The organism is Bacillus sp. S71, from assembly GCF_016625265.1.
GTDB classification, from domain to species: domain Bacteria; phylum Bacillota; class Bacilli; order Bacillales; family Bacillaceae_G; genus Bacillus_A; species Bacillus_A cereus.
On sequence record NZ_JACVUW010000002.1, the window covers coordinates 515731 to 531809 of the forward strand.

Consider the following 16079-nt stretch of genomic DNA (forward strand, 5'->3'; position numbering starts at 1 on the left):
TTATGTTAAATCCATCAATTGACTCATTACTACAAAAAATCGATTCTAAGTACACATTAGTAACAGTGGCTGCAAAACGCGCACGTGAAATGCAACTTGCTAATAACTGTGTTGTAGAGCAACCTGTTTCTCATAAATGTGTAGGTAAAGCATTAGAAGAAATCGATGCAGAAGCATTAAGCTACGTACCAAGTGAAGATAAAGTAGCTGAATAAGCCTTTGCCTTCGACAAAATAAAACATAGACTTTATAATTTTCTATGTAACGGTAACAACCTATTTACAAGTAGGTTGTTATTTTTTTACGAAAGGAATGAAATATTGGTACTGACGAGCTGGGAATTCTATTTCAGTATTATAAGTTTGAAAAAGAAAGAGGACGAGTCATATGCTAAAAGGGAAAAAGATACTTCTATGTGTAACAGGAGGCATTGCGGTTTTTAAAGCAGCTGCGTTAACGAGTAAATTGACACAATCTGGCGCGATTGTAAAAGTAATGATGAGTGAGTCGGCAATGAAGTTTGTTACGCCTCTTACATTCCAAGCGCTTTCTCGCCATGATGTATATACGGATACGTTTGATGAGAAAGACTCGGCTGTTATTGCTCATATTGATTTAGCAGATTGGGCGGATGTTGTACTTGTCGCACCTGCTACTGCCAATTGTATTGGAAAGTTAGCTGGTGGTATTGCAGATGATATGATTACAACTACTCTGTTAGCTACTACAGCCCCGGTATGGATTGCGCCTGCTATGAATGTGCATATGTATGAAAATAAAATTGTTCAAAAAAATATGATGACATTGAAAACGCTAGGATATACATTTATTGAGCCTGGGGAAGGCTTTTTAGCATGTGGATATGTAGCGAAGGGACGACTAGAAGAACCTGAAGCGATTATTGCACGGTTAGAGGAAGCTTTCTCAGAACACAAACCATTGCAGGGAAAAAGAATATTAATAACTGCTGGCCCAACACGTGAAAAAGTTGATCCAGTTCGTTTTATGACGAATTTTTCTTCTGGAAAAATGGGGTATGCGATTGCAGAAGTGGCGGCGAATTTAGGCGCTGATGTTATACTCGTTTCAGGACCGACAGCATTAAATCCACCGTTACATGTAACGACAGTGCAAGTGGAATCTGCACAAGATATGTTAGAAGCAGTTCTTCAACATTATCAAAACGTAGACGTTGTCATTAAAACAGCAGCAGTTGCAGATTATCGTCCGAAATATGTTCATGATAATAAAATGAAAAAGCAAAATGGTGATGCTGTCATTGAACTCGAAAGAACGGTGGATATTTTAAAAACGTTAGGTCAGAAAAAGGATCAACAGTTACTTATCGGTTTTGCTGCTGAAACGACAAATGTAGAGGAATATGCAACGAAAAAACTACGTGAGAAAAATGCAGATATGATTGTCGCGAATGATGTAAAAGCGCAAGGAGCTGGATTTGGCACGGATACGAATATTGTAACAATGTATAGAAAAGATGGAAAAGTTATTGAGTTACCACTTTTACTGAAAAAAGAGGTAGCTCGTGAAATATTAAAGCAAATTGAAATGATGTTAGAAGATGATCGTTTATGAAATTTGCAAGTGTAATTGTTGATGTACCTGCCCGTCAGACAGATCGACCATTTGATTACATTATCCCTGAAAAATGGGAAGATATTGTACAGACAGGAATGCGTGTAGTAGTTCCGTTTGGGCCAAGGAAATTACAAGGTTTTATTATTGGGATTAAAGATTCGGTGGATGTAGAAAGTAAGAAGTTAAAGACAATCCATGAAATATTAGATGTAACACCGGTTTTAAATGATGAATTATTAAAGCTTGGATATTGGCTTACAAGTGAAACGTTATGCTACATGATTTCAGCTTTTCAAGTGATGCTTCCAACTGCGATAAAAGCAACGTATAAAAAACGTCTACAACTTTGTAAACAGGAAGAAATAGCATCTGAAATACTATATTTATTTCAGGATAAAGAAGCAATTGATTTTGAAGTAATAGAGCAGCAGCCACATTTATACCGGACTATTCAACAAGAAATTAAAAATGGTACGGTTGAAGTCGTTTATCAAGTGAAAGATAAAGTACAAAAGAAGAAGCAAAGAGTTGTTCAGCCGGAGTTGCCAGAAGATAAATTGGAATTAGCGGCATTTGAACTGAAAAGTAAAAAACAACAAGATGTACTTTATTATTTTGTGGAAAATTATAAAAGTGTACCGTTGAAAATAATTACAGAAGAGTTACAAATAACAGATGCTCCAATAAAAGCACTTGTTAAAAAGGGCTTCATTTCAGAAAAGTATGTGGAAGTATACCGAAATCCGTATGACGATGATGATTTTGAACAAACGAAACCATTTCCACTTACGGAGGAACAAAAACAAGTTATTACACCGATTTTATCATCAATTACAAATGAAACTTATAATCCATTTTTACTATATGGTGTTACAGGAAGTGGAAAGACAGAAGTATATTTACAATCTATAGCAGCAGTGCTCGAGAAAGGAAAAGAAGCTATCGTTCTTGTTCCTGAAATTGCACTAACGCCCCAAATGGTGGATCGTTTTAAAGGTAGGTTTGGCTCGCAAGTTGCAGTTCTTCATAGTGCGTTGTCTGTTGGAGAAAAGTATGACGAGTGGCGTAAGATTTTAAGAAAAGAAGTGAAAGTTGTAGTTGGTGCGCGTTCAGCCGTTTTTGCGCCTTTTGAGAATTTAGGGATTATTATTATTGATGAAGAGCATGAATCAAGTTACAAACAAGAAGATAATCCGAGGTATCATGCAAGAGATGTAGCTATCTGGAGAGGGCAATATCATAAATGTCCTATCGTTCTTGGTAGTGCGACACCAACACTTGAATCGTTTGCAAGGGCGAAAAAAGGTGTTTATAAACTACTAACAATGGAAAAACGTATGAATGAACAAGCTTTACCAACGGTAGAGATTGTTGACATGCGAGAAGAACTTCGTGACGGGAATAGATCAATGTTTTCTAAGGCGCTGCATGAAAAAATAGCAGATCGATTAGAAAAGAAAGAACAGATGGTACTATTTTTAAATAGAAGAGGTCATTCTACATTTGTTATGTGCCGTGATTGTGGGTATGTTGTACAATGTCCGCATTGTGATATTTCATTGACATATCATAAAATGAATCATCGTTTAAAATGTCATTATTGTAGTTACGAAGAGAATATGCCAACTGAGTGTCCAGCTTGTCAAAGTACATACATTCGTTTCTTTGGTACAGGTACACAAAAGGTAGAAGAAGAAATTACAAAACTATTTCCAGAGGCGCGAGTCATTCGAATGGATGTAGATACGACAAGTCGAAAAGGAATGCATGAAAAATTATTAAAGGCGTTTGGGGAAGAAAAAGCAGATATACTACTTGGAACACAAATGATTGCTAAAGGATTAGATTTTCCGAAAGTAACGCTTGTTGGGGTTTTAACTGCAGATACGATGCTTCACTTACCTGATTTTCGGGCAAGTGAAAAGACATATCAGTTATTGACGCAAGTAAGTGGACGAGCGGGTAGACATGAATTGCCAGGGGAAGTTGTGATTCAAACGTATACGCCAGAACATTACAGCATAGAGTTAGCGAAGAATCAACAATATGATGTGTTTTTTGACCAAGAAATGCAAATGAGACGAACAAGACAATATCCCCCATATTACTATGTTGTACTTGTAACTGTATCTCATCCTGAATTATTAAAAGCGGTGCAAGTGACGGAAAAAATTGCCTCGTATTTACGAACGCATTGCTCACAGCAAACAATGGTGTTAGGACCAGTTGCTTCAGCAATTCCAAGGATAAAAGATAGATATCGTTATCAATGCATGATAAAATACAAACGGGAACCAAACTTAAAGAACGTGCTCAAAATGGTAAATGAACATTATCAAGCAGAAATGCAAAAAGAGCTACAAATCTCAATTGATTTTAATCCAACAATGTTAATGTAGCGGAGGGAAATATGGCAGTTTTAGAAATAATCAAGCATCCAAATGAAGTGTTAGAAACACCATGCGAAAGAGTAATTAACTTTGATAAAAAGTTAGTGAAATTGTTGAAAGATATGCATGAAACAATGTTAATTGCGGACGGAGTCGGTTTAGCTGCGCCTCAAGTAGGTGTAAGCTTGCAAGTAGCGGTTGTTGATGTCGATGATGATACTGGGAAAATCGAGTTAATCAATCCATCAATATTAGAAAAACGTGGTGAACAAGTAGGTCCCGAAGGCTGTTTAAGCTTCCCGGGACTTTATGGTGAAGTAGAACGTGCCGATTATATTAAAGTAAGAGCGCAAAATCGCCGTGGGAAAGTATTTTTATTAGAAGCGGAAGGATTTTTAGCACGTGCAATTCAACATGAAATCGATCATTTACACGGTGTTTTATTTACATCGAAAGTGACAAGATATTATGAAGAAAACGAACTAGAATAGGTGTTAAAAGGAGCGGTTTTTAAATGATAAAAGTAGTGTTTATGGGAACACCGGACTTTTCAGTGCCGGTGCTTCGTCGTCTTATTGAAGATGGCTATGAGGTAGTAGGTGTTGTGACGCAACCTGATCGTCCAGTAGGTAGAAAAAAAGTATTAACACCTACACCTGTTAAAGTTGAAGCGGAAAAACATGGTATCCCTGTGTTACAGCCGTTAAAAATTCGTGAAAAAGATGAATATGAAAAAGTATTGGCATTAGAGCCAGATTTAATTGTAACAGCTGCATTTGGTCAGATTGTACCAAATGAAATTTTAGAAGCACCGAAGTATGGATGTATTAATGTCCACGCTTCTTTACTTCCTGAACTTCGTGGTGGTGCACCAATTCATTATGCAATTATGGAAGGTAAAGAAAAAACTGGTATTACAATTATGTATATGGTAGAAAAATTGGATGCTGGTGATATCTTAACGCAAGTGGAAGTGGAAATTGAAGAGCGTGAAACGACAGGCTCATTATTTGATAAATTAAGTGAAGCTGGAGCACACCTTCTATCTAAAACAGTACCTTTATTAATTCAAGGTAAGTTAGAACCGATTAAACAAAACGAAGAAGAAGTAACGTTTGCTTACAATATAAAACGTGAACAAGAGAAAATTGATTGGACAAAAACAGGTGAGGAAGTATACAATCACATTCGCGGATTGAATCCATGGCCAGTTGCTTATACAACTTTAGCAGGACAAGTTGTTAAAGTATGGTGGGGAGAAAAAGTGCCTGTAACTGAACCGGCTGAAGCAGGTACGATTGTTGCAATCGAAGAAGATGGTTTTGTTGTAGCAACTAGTAATGAAACAGGTGTTAAAATTACTGAATTGCAACCTTCTGGTAAAAAGCGTATGAGTTGTTCACAATTTTTACGTGGAACAAAACCTGAAATTGGAACGAAGTTAGGAGAAAATGCATGAGACAAAATGTTCGTGAATTAGCTCTTGATGGTTTAATTCAAGTGGAAAAAAGTGGTGCATATAGCAACTTACTTTTAAATAATCTAATTGAAAAAAGTGCAATTGATAGAAAAGATATTGGTTTATTAACTGAAATTGTATATGGAACGATTCAACGTCGTGACACATTAGATTATTATTTACAGCCTTTTTTAAAAAAGAAGGTTGAGGCGTGGGTAAGGGTATTGCTTCGCTTATCTTTATATCAAATGATTTATTTAGACCGAGTGCCAGAAAGAGCGGCTATTCATGAAGCGGTTGAGATTGCAAAGCGTCGCGGGCATAAAGGAATTGCTGGTATGGTGAACGGTGTATTACGTTCGATTCAGAGAGAAGGTGTACCTTCTGTAGATGAAATCAAGGATCCAGTAGAACGTCTTGCAATTGCGACGAGTCATCCAGTTTGGCTTGTACAAGAGTGGACTTCTGCATATGGCTTAGAAACTGCAGAGAAAATGTGCGAAGTAAACATGTTACCACCTGTACCAACAGCACGTGTGAATGTTGATAAGGTAACGGTAGAAGAAGCGATTGAGTTGTTGGCAAGTGAAGGTATAGAAGCAAAACGTGGTGACTTGTCAGATGATGCAATTCAGATTGAAAGAGGAAATGTAGCGCATACAGAAGCGTTTAAAAAAGGATTTCTTTCTATTCAAGATGAAAGTTCTATGCTTGTAGCACGCGCTTTAGAACCGAATACGGGAGATGCAGTTCTTGATAGTTGTGCTGCTCCAGGCGGAAAAACAACGCATATCGCGGAACGATTAAAGGGAACTGGTAAGGTCATGTCCCTTGATTTACATGCACACAAAGTACGTTTAATTAAACAGCAAGCAGAGCGACTTGGTCTAGAAAATGTCGAAACAAAAGCGCTAGATGCTAGAAAAGTGCAAGAGCACTTTGCAAATGAAACGTTTGATAAAATATTGGTAGATGCACCGTGTTCTGGATTTGGTGTAATTAGACGTAAGCCTGATATTAAGTTAGGAAAAGATAAAGGCGATAGTGAAAGATTATCGACGATTCAACTTGCGATACTAGAAAAAATAGCACCATTATTAAAACAAGGCGGTCGTCTTGTTTATAGTACGTGCACAATTGAGAAAATAGAAAATGAACAAGTAATAGATAAATTTTTAAAAGAACATCCTGAATTTGAATGGGATACTACGATAAAAGAACGTATGCCAGAAAAATTAAGTCCGTATATTAATGAAGGTCAAGTACAAATTTTACCGCATTATTTTGCAACGGATGGCTTTTATATTGCTTGTTTAAGGAAGAAGGTGTAGCATCATGGAAACAACTGTAAGAAAACAAAAGAAAAATGTAGAAACGAAGAAACCATCAATTTACTCTTTACAACTTCATGAAATGCAAGATTGGTTAAAGGAACAAGGAGAACCGAAGTTCCGCGCTGGACAAATTTTTGACTGGCTATATAAAAAACGTGTAAAAAATTATGAGGATATGTCAAACCTTTCTAAAGGATTGCGTGATAAATTGTCGAATTCCTTTGATATTACTACTTTAAACACGTTAGTAAAACAAACGTCTTCAGATGGAACGATTAAATTCTTATTCCAATTATATGACGGATATTCTATTGAAACGGTATTAATGCGACATGAATATGGAAATTCCATTTGTGTAACAACGCAAGTTGGTTGTCGTATTGGATGTACGTTCTGTGCTTCGACACTTGGTGGACTAAAACGAAACCTAGAAGCTGGAGAAATCGTAGCGCAAGTAGTAGAAGTTCAGCGTGCGCTTGATGAAACAGAAGAACGTGTAAGTTCTCTTGTTGTTATGGGAATTGGAGAACCATTTGATAACTACGATAATTTAATGGGATTCTTACGCATCACTAACCATGAAAAAGGACTTCATATTGGTGCTAGACATATGACTGTTTCGACGAGTGGAATTATCCCGAAAATTTATAAGTTTGCTGAAGAAGAACTACAAATTAATTTTGCGATTTCATTGCATGCTCCAAACTCAGAATTACGTTCAAAATTAATGCCGATTAACCGTGCTTATAAATTACCGGATTTAATGGAAGCTATTAAATACTATGTAAATAGAACAGGGCGCCGTATTACTTTTGAATATGGATTATTTGGAGGAGAAAATGACCAAGTTGAGCACGCTGAAGAGCTTGCTGCGCTCTTAAAAGGTGTAAAATGTCATGTAAACTTAATCCCGGTAAACTACGTACCTGAACGTGATTATGTACGTACACCACGTGAGCAAATTTTCTTGTTCGAGAAAACGTTAAAAGATCGTGGAGTGAATGTAACGATTCGCCGTGAACAAGGTCATGATATTGACGCAGCCTGCGGTCAGTTGCGTGCGAAGGAGCGCAAAGAAGAGACGAGGTGACGAGATGAAAGCCGTATTTCTATCGGATAAAGGAAAAGTTCGTCAACATAATGAAGATAGTGCAGGAGTTTTTCACAATTTAGATGGAAATGTTTTAGCGGTAGTAGCAGATGGAATGGGAGGTCATCGAGCTGGTGATGTAGCTAGCTCGATGGCCATTCAATTATTCCATGATTATTGGAAGCAAACGCATAATATGAATGAACCGAAAAAAGTAGAACAATGGTTACATACTAGTGTTGGGATTATTAATGAGCGCATATATGAATACGCTCAGCAAAATGTAGAATGTAATGGTATGGGAACAACGCTTATAATAGCTGTTTGTACACCAAGTTTTGTGACGATAGGGCATATAGGAGATAGTCGTTGCTATATGGTATCAGAAGGAGAAATGACGCTTGTAACGGAAGATCATTCGCTTGTAAATGAGCTTGTGAGACATGGTGAAATTTCAAAGGAAGATGCAGAGTATCATCCGAAAAAGAATGTGTTATTAAGAGCGCTAGGAACAGAAGAAAAAGTTGGATTAGATGTTAAAACGTTGGTGCTTGAGGAAGATGATCAATTACTTCTTTGCTCTGATGGGTTATCAAACAAAGTTTCTATTGATGATATGCAACAAATTTTACAGTTAAATGAACAGCTTGAAGGTAAAGGGCAGCGTCTCATTCAATTGGCGAATGATCGCGGTGGAGAAGATAATATCACACTTGTTCTTATTGATTATGCGGGTTCGACAAACGAAAGTAGGTGAAGTGCAACGTGCTGATTGGAAAACGCTTAAATGACCGTTATAAGCTGCTGAAAATGATTGGTGGTGGCGGAATGGCCAATGTATATTTAGCTCATGATGATATACTTGGCCGAGATGTAGCGGTAAAAATATTAAGACTCGACTACTCAAATAACGAAGAGTTTATTAAACGTTTCCATCGAGAAGCGCAGTCTGTTACAACGTTGTCGCATCCAAATATTGTGAATATGTATGATGTCGGAGAAGAAGATGGTATATATTATCTTGTCATGGAATATGTACCCGGGCAAACATTGAAGCAATACATAATTGAGCGAGGTATGTTACCTATAGGAGAAGCTCTTGATATTATGGAGCAGTTAACATCCGCCATGGCACACGCCCATCATTTTGAAATTGTGCATCGTGATATAAAGCCGCACAATATTTTAATTCGAGCTGATGGAATAATAAAAGTAACAGATTTTGGAATTGCGACAGCTACAAGTGCAACAACAATTACACATACAAATTCAGTACTGGGTTCAGTCCATTATTTATCACCAGAACAGGCACGTGGCGGGATAGCAAATAAACAATCGGATATTTATTCTCTTGGAATAGTTATGTTTGAATTGTTAACAGGAAGACAACCGTTTTCTGGCGAATCTGCTGTTGCTATAGCTTTAAAACATTTACAAAGTGAAATCCCATCACCAAAAAGATGGAATGAAAATATTCCGCAAAGTGTTGAAAATATTATATTAAAGGCAACTGCAAAAGATCCTTTCCATCGATATCAATCTGCCAATGCTATGAAGCGAGATATTGAAACTGCGCTATATCCAGAGAGGATAAATGAGCAACCATTTTACATACCAGAAGATATGGAAGCGACGAAAGCGATTCCGATTATTCAACAAGAACAATTATTTGAAAATGTAAGTGATGAAACGATTGTTTTAAAAGGGAGTAAAGTGGAAGAACCGATAAGAGCAGAAGCAGCTGAGTTAGATAAGAAGAAAAAACGGAGTAACAAGTGGCTTAAAGTTTTAATTTCAACATTTTTATTTTTAGCAATAGGAATAACATTAGCGCTTACGGTTATTCCAGGATTATTTATTCCGAAAGATGTGAAAGTTCCTGATGTGGCTGGTATGAAATACACGACAGCTGTAAATACGTTAGTAGAAAAGGGCTTTGAGGTGACGGAGCCTAATATTGTATATACAGATGATATTGAAGTTGGGGATGTAATAAAAACGGAACCTGTAGCAGGAAGAGTCGTAAAAGAAAACGCTAAAATTACTATCTATCAATCAGGTGGAAAAAAGAAAAGTAAGATGGCGAATTTCACAGGGCAAAACTTTGAGAGTGTAAAAGCTGAGTTAGAAGAAAAATATAAACAAGTTACAGTAAATTATATTGAAAATGATAAGCCGAAAGGTGAAATTGTAGAGCAAATTCCGACGCCTGATCAAATGGTTATAGAAGCGGAGCAAGAACTGAAAATCTGGGTAAGTAAAGGTCCTTATCAAATTAGACCAGGTGACTTTTCGGGATGGACTGAAAATAGTGTAACTGGTTATTTGAATGAGAGAAAACTAACGTCAGATATAAAACGAGAGTATTCAGATTCAGTCGAAAAAGGACTTGTAATTTCGCAATTTCCAAAACCAGGTACACCATTAAAAGAGGGAGATAAAGTAACTATTATTATCTCTGATGGTCAAAAGCCTAAAGTGACTAAAACGGTAAAAGTGGACAATATCTCTATCCCATATGAGCCTGCTGTAACAGGTGAAAAAAAGCCGCAAACAATAGAAATTTATAAAGAAGACATGCAGCAAAAAATGGATAGACCGGTTGAAACAAGAACAATTACTGAATCAGCGACTATTTCTTTAGAATTTGTAATTCAAGAAGGTTCAAAGGGACACTATAAAATTGTACGAGATGGAGTAACGATTATTGATAAAGAAGTACCATATCCAACTCAATAATAGTGAAAGTCTACTTATTATTATTGCCTGTTATGCTGTCTACAAAGTGGACGGTATAGCAGGCAAAAATATATGATTCAAAAAGCTAGTAAAGTGATGCAGCTGTAAATATTTTTTTGCATTTAATGGGAAATTTAATGTATATTAGCGAAAGTATATATGGTAGGTTTTGAAATCGTTATTTGGAAAATTTAAATCCATTCATTTTTAAATTCAGCATCACCTTATACAAAAAAAGGAGAATTCTATGCCAGAAGGAAAAATTATAAAAGCTTTAAGTGGGTTTTATTACGTGCAGCATGAAGAAGGGGTTACGCAATGTCGTGGGCGAGGTGTATTTAGAAAAAATAAAATTACACCACTTGTAGGAGACCAAGTTGTTTTTCAGGCAGATAATCCAACTGAAGGTTATGTGCTTGAAGTGTTTGATCGAAAAAATGAACTTGTTAGACCTCCTATTGCTAATGTCGATCAAGCGATCCTTGTGTTCTCTGCAGTAGAACCAGATTTTAATCCTGGACTGTTAGATCGATTTTTAGTGCTGATTGAATATCATAACATTAAGCCAATTATTTGTATTAGCAAGATGGATTTAGTAGATGAAAAGATGAAAGCAACTGTTGAAGCTTATGCGAATGATTATCGTGAGATGGGTTATGATGTTTTATTTACTTCTATTAATACGTCAGAAAGTATTGATATATTAAAACCATACTTAGAAAATTGTGTTTCTGTCGTTGCGGGTCAATCTGGTGTTGGGAAATCTTCAATGCTTAATGTGCTACGTCCAGAATTAGAGCTGAAAACAAATGATATTTCCTCCCATTTAGGACGCGGGAAGCATACGACAAGACACGTAGAATTAATTGCAATTGGGAGTGGACTAGTAGCAGATACACCGGGTTTTAGTTCACTAGATTTCATTGATATAGAAGTAGAAGATCTTACATATTGTTTTCCAGAGTTGAAAGAAGCGAGCCAATACTGTAAATTTAGAGGGTGTACACATCTTTCTGAACCGAAATGTGCTGTGAAAGCTGCGGTTGAAGAAGGGAAGATTACAGAATATCGCTATAAGAACTATAAACAATTCGTAGAAGAAATTAGAGAGAGAAAGCCGAGGTATTAGTTATGATTAAAATTGCACCATCGATTTTATCAGCAGATTTTTCAAAATTAGGGGAAGAGATTAAAGATGTAGAAAAGGGCGGAGCGGATTACATTCACGTTGACGTAATGGATGGACATTTCGTACCAAATATTACGATTGGACCATTAATTGTAGAAGCTATCCGTCCAATTACATCATTACCATTAGATGTACATTTAATGATTGAAAATCCTGATAACTATATCCCGACTTTCGCACAAGCGGGAGCGGATATTATTACTGTTCACGTAGAGGCGTGTCCGCATCTGCATCGTACAATTCAGTTAATTAAATCTCACGGTATTAAAGCGGGCGTTGTATTAAATCCACATACGCCAGTTTCAGTGATTGAGCATGTATTAGAAGATATAGATATGGTATTACTTATGACAGTAAACCCTGGATTTGGTGGACAGAAGTTTATCCATTCTGTATTACCGAAAATTAAACAAGTTGCAGACATGGTGAAAGAGCGCAATCTAGAAGTAGAAATTGAAGTTGATGGTGGTGTAAATGCTGAAACAGCAAGACTTTGTGTGGAAGCAGGAGCAAATGTACTTGTAGCTGGATCAGCAGTATACAATCAAAAAGACCGCGGTGAAGCAATTCGCGTAATTCGTGGGTAGTGATGAACTTTTATCCTAGTAAGGTATTCATAGGATAGGGTAAAAATATGTAAAAAGGCAATCTACCGAATGGCAGATTGCCTTTTTACAATGGAAGGGGAAGAAAAAATGATTATTCATATTTTGGCAGGAGGACCTTCGGAATATTGCGCAGATTTTGCTCGATATGAGAATGAGGAAGTAGTGTGGGCTGCGGTTGATAGGGGAGTATACCGTCTATTAAAGAAAGGGATTACCCCGGCTGTTGCGTTTGGAGATTACGATTCAGTTACTGAAGAAGAATTAGTATGGATGGGACAGCAAACAAACGAATTACATATTGTTCCGCGGGAAAAAGATCAAACGGATTTAGAAATTGCAATCAACTGGGCATTAGGACAGAAGCCGGCACTAATTCGTATTTTTGGTGCTACCGGTGGAAGACTTGATCACGGTTTGGCAAATATACAAATGCTTTTAAAAGGGTTAGAAGTAGAGATAGAAATGTGTATTGTGGACAATAAAAATGAAATAACAGTTAAAAAAGTGGGTACACATATAATTGAAGAAAATAAAAATTTTCCTTATGTATCTTTTGTACCAGTTACTGAAATAGTGGAAGGGATTACATTGTTTGGTTTTAAGTACCCTCTTACTAATAAAACAATAGAGTGGGGATCAACACTTTGTATTAGTAACGAACTCGTTGAGGAAAAAGGTACTTTTTCATTTACTTCTGGCATATTAATGTTGATAAGAAGCACTGATTGAAGAAACAATTTTGCTCCTTACATCATATAGTGACCAAGTGGAGTAATGGGGATTAGGAGGGAAACCATGAGATTTTATACAATTAAGTTACCTAAATTTCTTGGTGGAATTGTTCGTGCAATGTTAAATACCTTCAAAAAAGATTAAAAAAAGCACCTATCACCGGTGCTTTTTCCATTGTTATAGTAAAAAAAGAGCCTATCGGCTCTTTTTTTTATTATTAAACACGTTCGATTTTGCCAGATTTTAATGCTCTAGCAGAAACGTAAACACGTTGAACTTTTCCGTCGATGCGTACGCGAACTTTTTGAAGGTTAGCGCCCCACTTACGTTTTGTAGCGTTCATTGCGTGAGAACGAGAGTTACCAGAACGAGCTTTTCTTCCAGTAATAGCACAAACACGAGCCATTTATATTTCCCTCCCTTGATACCTTACCATACGTAATTTTTCAATGTTAGTCTTTTATGCGATGCTAAAAACACTACTATAATTTAACACAACTAAAAAGAGAATGCAACACCGTAGAAAAAAGAAATCAAGAAAATTTACTTGACACTATATGTCAATGAAGAAAAGTTAAAATCCATAAAAATTGCTTGACATATTATAGTGGTACATGTTGTATAATAACAATGGACTATTTTGCTCATCATAAAAAAGTGTAATTTAAAACATAAAATATGAGAGTGAAAAGAAAGAACGATGGAATTTTCTTTAAAAAGATTATATGATAGTAACTAAAGTAGTCTAGCTCACTTTCACCATTTATGAAGGGGGAAACGAGATGTCAATTGAAATTAAAACGAAGTACGGTCAAATTGATATTAGTACAGATGTAATTGCAACAATTGCTGGAGGTGCCGCGGTAGATTGCTACGGTATCGTAGGTATGGCATCAAAAAATCAGTTAAAAGATGGATTAACAGACATTTTACGAAAAGAAAACTTCACTAGAGGTGTTATTGTTCGTAAAGATGAAGATGAAGTACATATTGATATGTATATTATTGTGAGCTATGGTACGAAAATTTCAGAAGTGGCACATAATGTGCAGACGAAAGTGAAATATACATTAGATCAAACTGTAGGACTAGCAGTAGATTCTGTAAACATCTACGTACAAGGAGTTAAAGTAATAAACTTGTAATGTGCATTAAGGAGGAAAATCTGTGTCAATTCAAAAAATTGATGGAAAACGTTTATCACAAATGATCATGCAAGGAGCGAATAATTTAACAAATAATGTTCAGCTTGTTGATGCATTAAACGTATTTCCAGTTCCAGATGGCGATACCGGTACAAACATGAACTTATCTATGACTTCAGGTGCGCGTGAAGTGAAAGCAAATCCTTCACAGCATGCTGGTAAAGTCGGCGTAAGTTTAGCCAAAGGATTATTAATGGGAGCTCGTGGTAACTCTGGAGTTATTCTATCTCAGTTGTTCCGTGGTTTCTCTAAATCCATTGAACAAAAAGAAGAATTAACAACAGTTGATTTTGCTGCAGCACTAGAAGCTGGAGTAGAGGCGGCTTATAAAGCGGTTATGAAACCGATTGAAGGAACGATTTTAACGGTTGCAAGAGAAACGGGTAAATATGCAGTAACAGTTGCGAAAAAACAGCGCGACTTTGTTTTGTTTATGGAAGACGTTGTGAAAGAAGCAAACGCATCGTTAAATCGTACGCCAGATTTATTACCTGTATTAAAACAAGTTGGCGTTGTAGATAGCGGTGGTAAAGGTCTTGTAGTAGTATACGAAGGATTTTTAGCTGACTTAAAAGGAGAAACGATTTCTTCTGATGCACCGACGCAAACATCTATGAATGAGATGGTACGCGCAGAACATCACCGTAGTGTACAAAGCCAATTGAGTACAGAAGATATTAAGTATGGATATTGTACGGAGTTCATGGTGAAATTAGAGGCTGAAAAGGTGAAAGAGCATAATTTCTCTGAACAAAAATTCCGTGAAGATATTAGTGTATATGGTGATTCTCTACTAGTTGTGTCTGATGATGAAATTGTAAAAGTTCATATCCACGCAGAACATCCTGGAGACGCTATGAACTACGGGCAAAAATACGGTAGTTTAATTAAGATCAAAGTAGAAAATATGCGTGAACAGCATACTGCTTTATTAGATGAACCTGCTATGGTTCCTGAACAACCAGCTCAATCGAAAGAAAAACAACCATATGGTATCGTAACTGTGGCAATGGGGTCTGGTATTAAAACTTTATTTGAGAGCATCGGCGCAACGAAAGTTATCGAAGGTGGTCAAACGATGAATCCAAGTACGGAGGATATCGTGAAGGCAATTGAAGAAGCAAATGCTGAAAAAATCATTATTTTACCGAATAACGGAAATATTGTAATGGCAGCAGAACAAGCGGCATCAGTTGTAGATCAAGAAGTTATTGTTGTTCGTTCGAAAACAGTTCCTCAAGGTATGGCAGCAATGTTAGCATTTAACCCAGTTGGAACGTTAGAAGAGAATGAAGAAAACATGCAAGAAGCTTTATCTCATGTGAAAACAGGTCAAATTACGTATGCTGTACGTGATACGGAAATTGATGGTGTAGCAATTCAAAAAGATGACTTCATGTGTATTGCAGATGGAAAAATTGTATCTACAAATGCTGAAAAAGTAGGAGCTGCGAAGCAATTACTAGAAGCGCTTATTGATGAAGATTCTGAAATCGTAACGATTCTACAAGGTGAAGATGCAACTGACGAAGAAGTAGCGGAGTTAGTTGAATTTGTAGAAGAGAAATTTGAAGATGCAGAAGTAGAAGTGCATGCTGGAAACCAACCAGTGTATTCTTTCATCTTCTCTGTAGAATAAGATAAGATTCGTTTTGAAAATAAATGGATTACTTACTTGCTAATGGATAAGAAGTAGTAATATGAAGTTTATTACTAGTTTTTATTCAAAAGGCTAGC

16 protein-coding genes are annotated in these 16079 nt (G+C 36.6%); 15 read left to right on the forward strand and 1 reads right to left on the reverse strand.

Translation table 11 applies throughout. The features are described 5' to 3' along the window. Positions 1-2: 2 nt before the first annotated feature. From rpoZ to spoVM, 13 genes are all read left to right on the forward strand, one after another. Positions 3-215 (forward strand): DNA-directed RNA polymerase subunit omega, encoded by a 213-nt coding sequence (rpoZ, locus tag IBT51_RS06215; protein WP_000933961.1) that lies wholly within the window; start codon positions 3-5, stop codon positions 213-215. A 172-nt stretch (positions 216-387) separates the two neighbouring features. Then, positions 388-1593 carry a bifunctional phosphopantothenoylcysteine decarboxylase/phosphopantothenate--cysteine ligase CoaBC gene (gene coaBC, locus IBT51_RS06220; RefSeq protein WP_200458035.1) on the forward strand — a complete coding sequence of 402 codons (1206 nt, stop codon included), beginning with the start codon at positions 388-390 and terminating at the stop codon, positions 1591-1593. Further along, complete coding sequence (gene priA, locus IBT51_RS06225; RefSeq protein ID WP_200458034.1) at positions 1590-3995, forward strand: primosomal protein N'; 2406 nt, start codon at positions 1590-1592, stop codon at positions 3993-3995. The genes coaBC and priA overlap by 4 nt, the downstream gene beginning before the upstream one ends. An 11-nt stretch (positions 3996-4006) precedes the next feature. Next, positions 4007-4477 (forward strand): peptide deformylase, encoded by a 471-nt coding sequence (gene def, locus IBT51_RS06230; RefSeq protein WP_000279455.1) that lies wholly within the window; start codon positions 4007-4009, stop codon positions 4475-4477. A gap of 23 nt (positions 4478-4500) precedes the next feature. After that, the gene (fmt, locus tag IBT51_RS06235; protein WP_000598805.1) at positions 4501-5445 is read left to right on the forward strand and encodes a methionyl-tRNA formyltransferase; all 945 of its coding nucleotides are present in this window, start codon (positions 4501-4503) and stop codon (positions 5443-5445) included. Further along, a complete protein-coding gene (rsmB, locus tag IBT51_RS06240) occupies positions 5442-6776 on the forward strand; it encodes a 16S rRNA (cytosine(967)-C(5))-methyltransferase RsmB (protein ID WP_001249664.1) in 1335 nt (444 codons plus the stop codon). Before fmt ends, rsmB begins: the two co-directional genes overlap by 4 nt. A 4-nt stretch (positions 6777-6780) precedes the next feature. Continuing rightward, entirely contained in the window at positions 6781-7869 is a 1089-nt protein-coding gene (gene rlmN / locus IBT51_RS06245) for a dual-specificity RNA methyltransferase RlmN (RefSeq protein WP_000450550.1), read from the forward strand. Between the two features lie 4 nt (positions 7870-7873). Beyond that, positions 7874-8626, forward strand: a complete 753-nt coding sequence (locus tag IBT51_RS06250; RefSeq protein WP_000648708.1) for a Stp1/IreP family PP2C-type Ser/Thr phosphatase — start codon at positions 7874-7876, stop codon at positions 8624-8626. Between the two features lie 8 nt (positions 8627-8634). Beyond that, entirely contained in the window at positions 8635-10608 is a 1974-nt protein-coding gene (gene pknB / locus IBT51_RS06255; protein ID WP_000904746.1) for a Stk1 family PASTA domain-containing Ser/Thr kinase, read from the forward strand. A 247-nt stretch (positions 10609-10855) separates the two neighbouring features. Then, entirely contained in the window at positions 10856-11737 is an 882-nt protein-coding gene (gene rsgA / locus IBT51_RS06260; protein WP_001113932.1) for a ribosome small subunit-dependent GTPase A, read from the forward strand. Between the two features lie 2 nt (positions 11738-11739). Then, on the forward strand, positions 11740-12384 hold the full coding sequence (gene rpe / locus IBT51_RS06265; protein ID WP_000589974.1) for a ribulose-phosphate 3-epimerase: 645 nt from the start codon (positions 11740-11742) through the stop codon (positions 12382-12384). A 69-nt stretch (positions 12385-12453) separates the two neighbouring features. After that, positions 12454-13134 carry a thiamine diphosphokinase gene (locus IBT51_RS06270; RefSeq protein WP_000752665.1) on the forward strand — a complete coding sequence of 227 codons (681 nt, stop codon included), beginning with the start codon at positions 12454-12456 and terminating at the stop codon, positions 13132-13134. 66 nt (positions 13135-13200) lie between these two features. Next, on the forward strand, positions 13201-13281 hold the full coding sequence (spoVM, locus tag IBT51_RS06275) for a stage V sporulation protein SpoVM (protein ID WP_001213599.1): 81 nt from the start codon (positions 13201-13203) through the stop codon (positions 13279-13281). A gap of 73 nt (positions 13282-13354) precedes the next feature. Here the strand turns inward: spoVM and rpmB are convergent, their stop codons facing one another. Beyond that, a complete protein-coding gene (rpmB, locus tag IBT51_RS06280) occupies positions 13355-13543 on the reverse strand; it encodes a 50S ribosomal protein L28 (protein ID WP_000124776.1) in 189 nt (62 codons plus the stop codon). 376 nt (positions 13544-13919) lie between these two features. On the opposite strand from rpmB, the gene IBT51_RS06285 reads away from it, so the two are divergent. Both IBT51_RS06285 and IBT51_RS06290 read left to right on the forward strand, forming a co-directional pair. Further along, positions 13920-14282, forward strand: a complete 363-nt coding sequence (locus IBT51_RS06285) for an Asp23/Gls24 family envelope stress response protein (RefSeq protein ID WP_000021109.1) — start codon at positions 13920-13922, stop codon at positions 14280-14282. Between the two features lie 22 nt (positions 14283-14304). Continuing rightward, positions 14305-15981 carry a DAK2 domain-containing protein gene (locus IBT51_RS06290; protein WP_000027131.1) on the forward strand — a complete coding sequence of 559 codons (1677 nt, stop codon included), beginning with the start codon at positions 14305-14307 and terminating at the stop codon, positions 15979-15981. The last annotated feature ends 98 nt before the right edge of the window (positions 15982-16079 follow it).